Raw genomic sequence first — 8,768 nt, 5'->3', positions numbered from 1 at the left:
AGGGGCGCCGGGGCATGGGCACGATGCAGGTGGTGCGCAGCCGCTTCCCGCGGTTGGTCAGCACGGTCAACCGTCCGGTCGGGGCGTTGGGGCGCATCGGGGATCAGACGTTGTTCTTCGGCAAGGCGATCGGTGGGACGCCGCACGCTTTCGTGCACTTCCGCAAGGAGATCGTCCGGCTGATCGCCGAGATCTCCATGGGGGCGGGGGTGTTGGCGATGATCGGCGGCACGCTGGTGATCGTCGGGTTTTTGACCCTGGCGACCGGCGGGACGCTGGCCGTGCAGGGCTACTCGAGTTTGGGCAATATCGGCATCGAGGCACTCACCGGGTTCTTGGCGGCGTTCATCAACGTCCGGATTTCCGCGCCGGTGGTGGCCGGGATCGGGTTGGCCGCGACGTTCGGGGCGGGGGTGACCGCGCAGCTCGGCGCGATGCGGATCAACGAGGAGATCGACGCGTTGGAGTCGATGGGGATCCGCCCGATCGAATATTTGGTGAGCACGCGGATCGTGGCGGGGATGATCGCGATCACGCCGTTGTATTCGATTGCGGTGATCTTGTCGTTCATCGCGTCACGGTTCACCACGGTGGTGCTGTTCGGTCAGTCCGGCGGACTCTATGACCACTACTTTGGGACGTTTCTGAATCCGATCGATTTGTTGTGGTCGTTCTTTCAGGCGTTGTTGATGGCGTTGTCGATTCTGTTGGTGCACACCTATTACGGCTATTACGCCACCGGCGGGCCCTCTGGGGTGGGGGTCGCCGTGGGTAATGCGGTGCGGACCTCGTTGATCATCGTGGTGTCGGTGACCCTGCTGGTCTCGTTGGCCGTGTACGGCTCCAACGGCAACTTCAACCTGTCGGGCTAAGGGGAGGACAACGATGTCACGATCAGCCGTCCGCCCACTGGCCGGACTCGCCACCGTCGTCGCCCTGGTGTTGATCGTCGTCTTCGCCATTGGGATGTTCCGCGGCGACTTCGGACAGACCGTGCCGGTCACGGTCGTCTCCGAACGCGCCGGCCTGGTGATGAATCCCGAGGCCAAGGTCAAGATGCGCGGCGTTCAGGTGGGCCAGGTCGAATCGATCGAAACCCGGCCCGACGGCAAGGCCGTCCTGCACCTGGCGATGAATCCGGATGACCTGAAGGACATTCCGTCCAACGCCGCCGTAGACATCACCTCATCGACGGTGTTCGGTTCCAAGTTCGTGCAGTTCGCCGAGCCCCCTGATCCGTCGTCGACGCCGCTGGCGAAGGGGGACGAAGTGACGGTCGAACACGTCACCGTCGAGACCAACACGGTCTTCCAGCAGCTCACCTCGGTGCTCAAGGCAGTCGACCCGGTCAAGCTCAACCAAACCCTCGCCGCGATCTCGGGTGCCTTGAACGGGCGCGGGGAGAAGCTGGGCCAGACGGTCACCGACTTCGACCGCTTCCTGCAGAAGATCAACCCCAGCCTGGACAGCATCAACCGCGATCTGGAGGTCGCCCCCGTCGCGCTGAACGCGTACGCCGACGCCGCCCCCGATCTCGTCGACGTGCTGGCCAACACCACCAAGGTGGGTGACACGCTGGTAGATCAGGAGAAGAACCTCGACGCATTCCTCCTTTCGGCGATCGGGCTGGCCGACACGGGCAACGACGTCATCGGCACCAACCGGCAAGCCCTCACCGACGACCTGCGCATGCTGGTGCCCACGACGTCCGTACTGAGCCAGTACAGCGACAACCTGCGCTGCGGAGTGCAGGGCTTGAACTCCTTCGTCCACTCGCCGCCGCCGGACCGACCCGGCGTCGACGTCTCGGCCAGCTTCACCCTCGGCGTCGAGCGTTACCGCTACCCGGAGGATCTGCCGAAGGTGGCGGCCAAGAGCGGTTCGTCCTGCAAGGACCAGATGCTGCCCACCATTCCGAATGGAAAGCGCCCGCCGTTCCTGGTCACCGATGTCGGGTCCAACCCGTGGAAGTACGGAAACCAGGGCGTGCTGCTCAACTCGGACGCGCTCAAGCAGGCGCTGTTCGGACCGATCAGCGGCCCACCCCGCAACTCCGCACAGATCGGGATGCCCGGATGACGGGCTCGCGGGGCATGCTCATCAAGTTCGGCATCTTCGCCTCGATCATGGCGCTGCTGACGGTGTTCCTCTTCTTCACGTTCGGGCAATACCGAACGGGGTCGACCAACGGCTATTCGGCGGTCTTCACCGATGCCTCGCGGTTGAAGTCGGGTGACACGGTGCGGGTTGCCGGTATCCGGGTGGGGACCGTGACCGACGTATCGCTGCGATCGGACCGCAAGGTGATGGTCGACTTCGACGCCGACCGCAACATCAAACTGACCAGTGGAACCCGGGCCGAGATCCGCTACCTGAACCTCACAGGTGATCGCTTCATGGAGCTCGCCGACGGTCCCGGTTCCACCAGGCTGATGCCGCCCGGATCGCAGATTCCCGAGCAGCGCACAGCGCCAGCCCTCGATCTCGATCTGCTGCTGAGCGGCCTCAAACCCGTAGTCCAGGGGCTCAACCCGCAGGACGTCAACGCACTCACGGCGTCCCTCGTACAGGTGTTCCAGGGCGAGGGGGGCACCCTCGACTCCCTGCTGTCGAAGACGTCGTCGTTCACCAACACGTTGGCCGACAACAACCAGACCGTCCAGCAACTGATCGACAACCTCAACACGACGCTTGGCACCATCTCCAAGGACGGCGATCAGTTCTCCGGTGCGATCGACCGACTGGAGAAACTCATCAGCGGACTGTCGCAGGATCGCGATCCGATCGGCACGGCGATCACGTCGCTCGACAACGGAACCTCTTCGCTCGCTGATCTGCTCACGCAGGCGCGGCCCCCGCTGGCCGCCTCGGTGGCACAGCTGAATCGCCTGGCCCCCAACCTGGAGAGTGGCAAGGGCTACCTGGACGGAGCCCTGCAGCGCGCACCAGGCAACTACCGGAAGCTCGCCAGGATCGGCGCCTACGGCTCCTTCGTGCAGTACTACATCTGTGAGCTGTCCATCCGCGTCACGGATCTCCAGGGCAGAGCGTCCTTCTTCCCGTTCATCAAGCAGGAGAACGGAAGGTGTGCTGAGCCGTAATGCTGAAATACCGTGGTAGCGCAAGCCTGATCAGAGCGGGCTTCATGGGTGTCGTTCTCGCCATCCTCGTCATCGCAGTCGGTCTGCAGCCCGAACGGCTGCTGTCCTACGCCACCTCGCTGCAGTACAAGGCGTTGTTCTCCGAGGCGGGCGGCATCTACGTCGGAAACGACGTCACCCTGTCTGGCATCAAAGTCGGTGCCGTGACCGATGTTTCGCTGGACAACGGGGACGCCCTGGTGGCCTTCACCGTGAACAGCAGGTACCCGCTCGGGTCGGAGACCGCGGCGCACATCCGCACCGGGTCGCTGCTGGGTCAGCGGGTGCTGAGTCTGGACTCGGCGGGCAACGGCACGCTGAACCGGACCGAGGCCATCCCGACCACGCGGACGTCCTCGCCGTACTCGCTGAGCGATGCCGTCGGCGAACTCACGACGAACACCGCAGGCACCGATACCCAGCAGCTGAACCAGTCGCTGGATACGCTCTCGAGCACCCTCGACCAGATCGCCCCGCAACTGGGCCCGACGTTCGACGGGCTCACCCGGCTGTCCCAGGCGCTGAACGGCCGCGACCAGAACCTTCGCGAGCTGCTCAAGTCCGCGTCGAACGTCACGGGGATCCTGTCGGAGCGCAGCCAGCAGGTGAACAGCCTGATTCTCAACGCCAACGACCTCTTGGGCGTACTGGTCCAGCGCCGGCAGGCGATCGTCGACCTGCTTGCCAATACCTCCGCCGTCTCCAAGCAGCTGGTTGGGCTCGTCGCCGACAACGAGAAGGTGTTGGCGCCAACACTCGAACGTCTCAACAAGGTGAACGAGGTATTGGTGCGCAACCGCGACAATCTCGCCAAGGCGATACCGGGCGCGGCCAAGTACCAGACAACGCTCAGCGAAGCCGTGTCCAGCGGCCCCTACTACACCGCCTACGTGCCGAACTTTCTGTCAGCGCAGTTCTTGCAGCCCTTCCTGGACTACGCGTTCGGGTACCGCCGCGGCGCGTTCGGTGCAGGTCAGCCGCCCACCACCCCCGAGACCGGGCCGCGGGCTGAATTGCCGTTGCCGTACAACGCAGTTCCGGGCGGGTCGCGATGATGGCACGGTCCCGCAAGTGGCTCGCACCCGCCGTGGCGGCCGCGCTGGTGGTCGCGCTCATCGGTGGTGGCTTCGTGGCGATCCGCGCCGCGTTCTTCGGGCCCACGACCATCACGGCGTTCTTCCCGACGGCCACGTCCATCTACCCTGGCGACGACGTCAAGGTCTCGGGCGTCAAGGTCGGCACGATCGATTCGATTGAGCCACAAGGCACTCGGACCAAGATGACCATGAAGGTCGACCGCGCGGTACCGGTGCCCGCCGACGCCAAGGCGGTCATCGTCGCCCAGAATCTGGTCGCCGCCCGCTATGTCCAGTTGACGCCGGCCTACCGGACGACGGGCCCGAAGATGGCCGACGGCGCGGTGATTCCGCTGGAGCGCACGGCAGTGCCCGTCGAGTGGGACGAGGTGAAGCGTCAACTCGAGCGCCTGGCGACCGACCTGGGACCGACCAGCGACGTGTCGACCACCTCGGTGGGCCGGTTCATCGACAGTGCCGCGAATGCCCTGAACGGGAACGGAGACAAGCTGCGGCAGACCCTGGCTCAGCTCTCCGGCGTGGGCCGGATCCTTGCCGAGGGCAGCGGCGACTTCATCGGCACCATCAAGAATCTGCAGGTCTTCGTCACCGCGTTGCGCGACAGCAACGAACAGATCGTGGCGTTCAACGATCGACTGGCCACGCTGTCCAGCGTGCTCGACGGGAGCAGCTCCGACCTCGACGCGGCACTGAAGAACCTCTCCGTCGCGGTCGTGGAGGTGAAGCGATTCGTCGCGGGCACCCGCAACCAGACCGCCGAGCAGGTCCAGGGGCTGGCCCAGGTCACCCAGACACTGGTCGACGTGAAGGAAGACTTCGAGCAGGTGCTGCACGTCACGCCCAACGCATTCGCCAACGCCTACAACATCTTCGACCCGGACATCGGCGCGGTTCGCGGCGGCTTCTCGATCCCCAACCTCGCCAGCCCGATGCAGTTCATCTGCGGCATGATCGGCGCCACGCAGAACACCACCGCGCCCGAAACGGCGAAGCTCTGCAACGACTACCTCGGGCCTGCGTTGCGACTGCTCAACCTGAACTACATCCCGGTTCCGATCAACCCCTACCTGGCGAAGTCGGCCAGCCCGCAGAACATCATCTACGCAGATCCCAAGCTGGCGCCAGGGGGCGAAGGCGGTGCGCCGTCGCCGCCAGAGATTCCGCCGACGGGGTCCGCCTACACCGGACTGGACGGTGACGTCCCACCGCCTCCAGGGATGGGGCCGCCCGGTGTGCCGCTGCCGGTCAACGACCGCCAACCCGTGGCTCCGTTCCCGGCCCTGTATCCCGGCGCCCCGGTGCCGACGGATCCGCCACGCATCGGACCGCCCCTTCCGGGGCCGCCCCAGCAGGCAGCCCCTGCCGCCGATCAGGGCGCGCCGAGCCTGCCGGGAATCCTGCTTCCCGCGGAGGCCCCACCACCTGCACCCGGCCCCGACCCCGGGCCGGCACCCGCCGAGGGGACACCGCCGTCATGATGAGTGGAACGTCGATCCGTCGGTTGTTCGCGGCGGCCACCTGCGTGGCACTGACCGCCACCGGGTGCGCGTTTCAGGGAATCAACTCCCTGCCGCTACCCGGTGTCGTTGGACGTGGCTCCGACGCGCACGTCTACCACGTCGAGATCGCGAACATCGCCACGCTGGAGTCGAATTCACCCGTCCTCATGAACGACGTAGTGGTGGGCAGCGTCGGCGCGATGCGCGTGAAGGACTGGCACGCCGAGGTCGACATCTCGGTGCAGCCAAACGTCGTCGTCCCGGCCAACGCGGTGGCCAGTGTCGGACAGACCAGCCTGCTGGGTTCGATGCACCTGGCGCTGAATCCACCCGTCGGGCAAAAGCCCGAGGGTGAACTTCCGCCGGGGACCACCATCGGGCTCAACGACTCGTCGACCTATCCGACAACGGAGCAGACGTTGTCGTCGCTGTCCGTCGTGGTCAACGCGGGCGGGCTGGGTCAGCTCGGTGACGTCGTCCACACCTTCAACCAGGCGCTGTCCGGGCGCGAAGCCGACTTCCGGGATCTGCTCACCCAACTCGACACCTTCGTCGGCACCCTGGATCAGCAGCGCCAGAGCCTGGTCACCACCATTCAAGCGCTGAACCGGGTTGCCGCGACCTTCGCCGGCCGTCGTGACGTCATCAACGATGCGCTGCAACGGATCCCGCGCGCCCTCGAAGTGCTGGACCGGCAGCGGCCACAGCTGACCACCGCGCTGACCAAGCTCGGCACGTTCAGTGACACCGCCAACAGACTCGTCAATGACAGCCAGGCCGACCTGGTGAAGAACCTGCAGAACCTCGCACCCACGATTCAGGCCCTTGCCGACGTCGGACCGGACCTGGACGCGGGACTCGCCTACGCGACGGTATTTCCGTACGGCCAGAACCTCATCGACCGGGCGGTCAGGGGTGACTTCATCAACCTCTTTGCGACGATCGACCTGTCCGGGCCGCGCCTGCGCAAGTCGATCTTCCTGGGCTCACGGGCAGGTCAGGAAGGGCGGGACCTGGTGCCCATGCCGGGCGAGCCGTACTTCCAGCGCTACACCTACGACCCGATGGGGCGCCCACTCGCTCCACCGCCGCTGGGTGGGCCGCTTGGCCCCGTGCCTCCGGACAATCCAGGTCTGAACGCGCTGCCACCGGGGGCGTCCCAAAGCCTGCCGGGACCGGGTTCGCAGCCTGCGCAAGCGCCCCCACCGATGCCGCCGGTCACCGGACCCGTGTTGCCCGTGGTTCCGCAGCAGAGTGACGACGGTCCGGTCGACACCCCGCCGCCGGGCGGGGGCGGCCCGATCTTCGCCGGGCCCTATGCACCCCCACCGATGGTAGGAGGCGGCTGATGCTGACACGGTTCATCAAGATTCAGCTGGCGATCTTCACGGTCGTGTCGATCATCGGTGTGTTGGTGATGGCGTTCACCTACATCCAGGCGCCCACCCTGCTGGGGGTCGGCCGTTACGAGGTGACGCTCAAGCTGCCCAGTAGCGGTGGCCTCTACCGGTTCAGCAACGTGACCTATCGCGGCGTCGAAGTCGGCAAGGTCACCGACGTGAGACTCACCCCCGACGGCGCCGAGGCGACGATGTCGATCGCGACGTCACCGAAGGTCCCCGCCAACCTGCAAGCGGACGTCCAGAGCGTCTCCGCGGTCGGCGAGCAGTTCGTCGACCTCAAGCCGCGCACCGACTCGGGGCCCTACCTGCAGAACGGTTCCGTCATCACGGCGGAGAACGCGACCATCCCCGCGCCGGTCGGACCGGTGCTCGACAAGGTCAGCAAGTTGGTTGGCACGTTCCCCAAGGACAGGCTGGCCGCGCTCTTGGACGAGACGTACAAGGGATTCAACGGCGCCGGTGATGATTTCGGTTCTCTGCTGGACTCGGGTGCAACGTTGAGCGCCGACTTGAACGGCGCGGCGGATCAGACCCGGATGCTGGCCGAGGACGCCCGACCGCTGCTCGAGGGGCAGGCCGACACGGCCGACTCGATCCGGACGTGGGCCAAGAGCGTGGCCGGCTTCACCGGGCAACTGGCCGCCGACGACCCTCAGGTCCGCCAGGTGCTGCAGACCTTCCCGGGTTTCAGTGACGAGGTTTCGGGACTGCTGAACCAGCTCAAGCCGACTCTTCCCGTGCTGCTCGGGAACCTGGGCACCGTCGGCGAGATCTTGATGACTTACAACGCGTCGCTGGAGCAACTTCTGGTCCTGCTGCCGCCGTACATCGCTCAGCAAGAGTCGTATTCGATCACCTCCGACTCGACCGGAGCCCCACGAGGGGACTTCGCCGCCACGGTCAGCGATCCGCCCGCCTGTACGGTCGGCTTCCTGCCCCCGTCGTCGTGGCGGTCCCCGGCCGACCTGTCCGATATCGACACCCCGGACGGGATCTACTGCAAACTCCCGCAGGATTCGCCGATCTCGGTCCGCGGCGTCCGCAACTTCCCCTGCATCAGGAAGCCGGGCAAGCGCGCTCCCACTGTGGCGATCTGCAACAGCGACAGGCCGTACCAGCCGCTGGCCATGCGCCAGAATGCCACCGGTCCCGCTCCTTTCGATCCAAGCCTGATCGCCCAGGGCGTCCCGATCGACGACCGGGCGACGCTCAGCGACGACATCTTCGCGCCGCTTCAGGGCACCCCGCTGCCGCCGGGAGCGATTCCGTCCGGTACGCCGCCGAACGCGCCCCCAGGTGCGCCGCCCGTCTCTCCGCTGGAGGCGCCGTTCACCGCAGCGGTTCCGCCACCGCCGCCGCCCGAGGGCAATTCCCTGAACGGGCAACTGATTCCGCCCCTGGGTCCACCGCCAGGACCCGCGCCCGAGGCGGCTCCGGTGGCGCCTGCGCCCGGCCCGCCTGCGGACGTTCCGCCGCCTGGCGACGGTGGCGCGGTACCCGTGGCGCCTAGCTCGTTCGGTGCCGCCGCACCTGGAGCCCGGGCGAAAGTCGCCGTCGCCGAATACAACCCGCGCACCGGTGAGTACGTCGGATCCGATGGCAAGCTCTACAAGGTCACCAATCTAGCGG

General features: G+C 66.2%; 7 protein-coding genes. All 7 read left to right on the top strand.

The features are described 5' to 3' along the window. Positions 1 to 14 precede the first annotated feature (14 nt). The gene (locus ACRDUX_RS33920; RefSeq protein ID WP_526420765.1) at positions 15 to 872 is read left to right on the top strand and encodes an MlaE family ABC transporter permease; all 858 of its coding nucleotides are present in this window, start codon (positions 15 to 17) and stop codon (positions 870 to 872) included. Between the two features lie 13 nt (positions 873 to 885). Continuing rightward, on the top strand, positions 886 to 2,079 hold the full coding sequence (locus tag ACRDUX_RS33915) for an MCE family protein (protein WP_526420761.1): 1,194 nt from the start codon (positions 886 to 888) through the stop codon (positions 2,077 to 2,079). Continuing rightward, positions 2,076 to 3,101 (top strand): MCE family protein, encoded by a 1,026-nt coding sequence (locus ACRDUX_RS33910; protein ID WP_526420759.1) that lies wholly within the window; start codon positions 2,076 to 2,078, stop codon positions 3,099 to 3,101. Before ACRDUX_RS33915 ends, ACRDUX_RS33910 begins: the two co-directional genes overlap by 4 nt. Next, positions 3,101 to 4,195 carry an MCE family protein gene (locus tag ACRDUX_RS33905; RefSeq protein ID WP_526420757.1) on the top strand — a complete coding sequence of 365 codons (1,095 nt, stop codon included), beginning with the start codon at positions 3,101 to 3,103 and terminating at the stop codon, positions 4,193 to 4,195. Before ACRDUX_RS33910 ends, ACRDUX_RS33905 begins: the two co-directional genes overlap by 1 nt. Continuing rightward, positions 4,195 to 5,715 carry an MCE family protein gene (locus tag ACRDUX_RS33900; protein WP_526420763.1) on the top strand — a complete coding sequence of 507 codons (1,521 nt, stop codon included), beginning with the start codon at positions 4,195 to 4,197 and terminating at the stop codon, positions 5,713 to 5,715. Before ACRDUX_RS33905 ends, ACRDUX_RS33900 begins: the two co-directional genes overlap by 1 nt. After that, on the top strand, positions 5,712 to 7,085 hold the full coding sequence (locus ACRDUX_RS33895; RefSeq protein ID WP_526420755.1) for an MCE family protein: 1,374 nt from the start codon (positions 5,712 to 5,714) through the stop codon (positions 7,083 to 7,085). Before ACRDUX_RS33900 ends, ACRDUX_RS33895 begins: the two co-directional genes overlap by 4 nt. Beyond that, a partial coding sequence (locus ACRDUX_RS33890) for an MCE family protein (protein WP_526420753.1) occupies positions 7,085 to 8,768 on the top strand: 1,684 nt, incomplete at its 3' end. The genes ACRDUX_RS33895 and ACRDUX_RS33890, both read left to right, overlap by 1 nt.

The sequence above is a fragment of the Mycobacterium sp. genome (assembly GCF_050701675.1).
Lineage (GTDB): Bacteria > Actinomycetota > Actinomycetes > Mycobacteriales > Mycobacteriaceae > Mycobacterium.
Note: the sequence above shows the minus strand (reverse complement) of the source record. Positions and strands in the feature narration are given on the sequence as shown.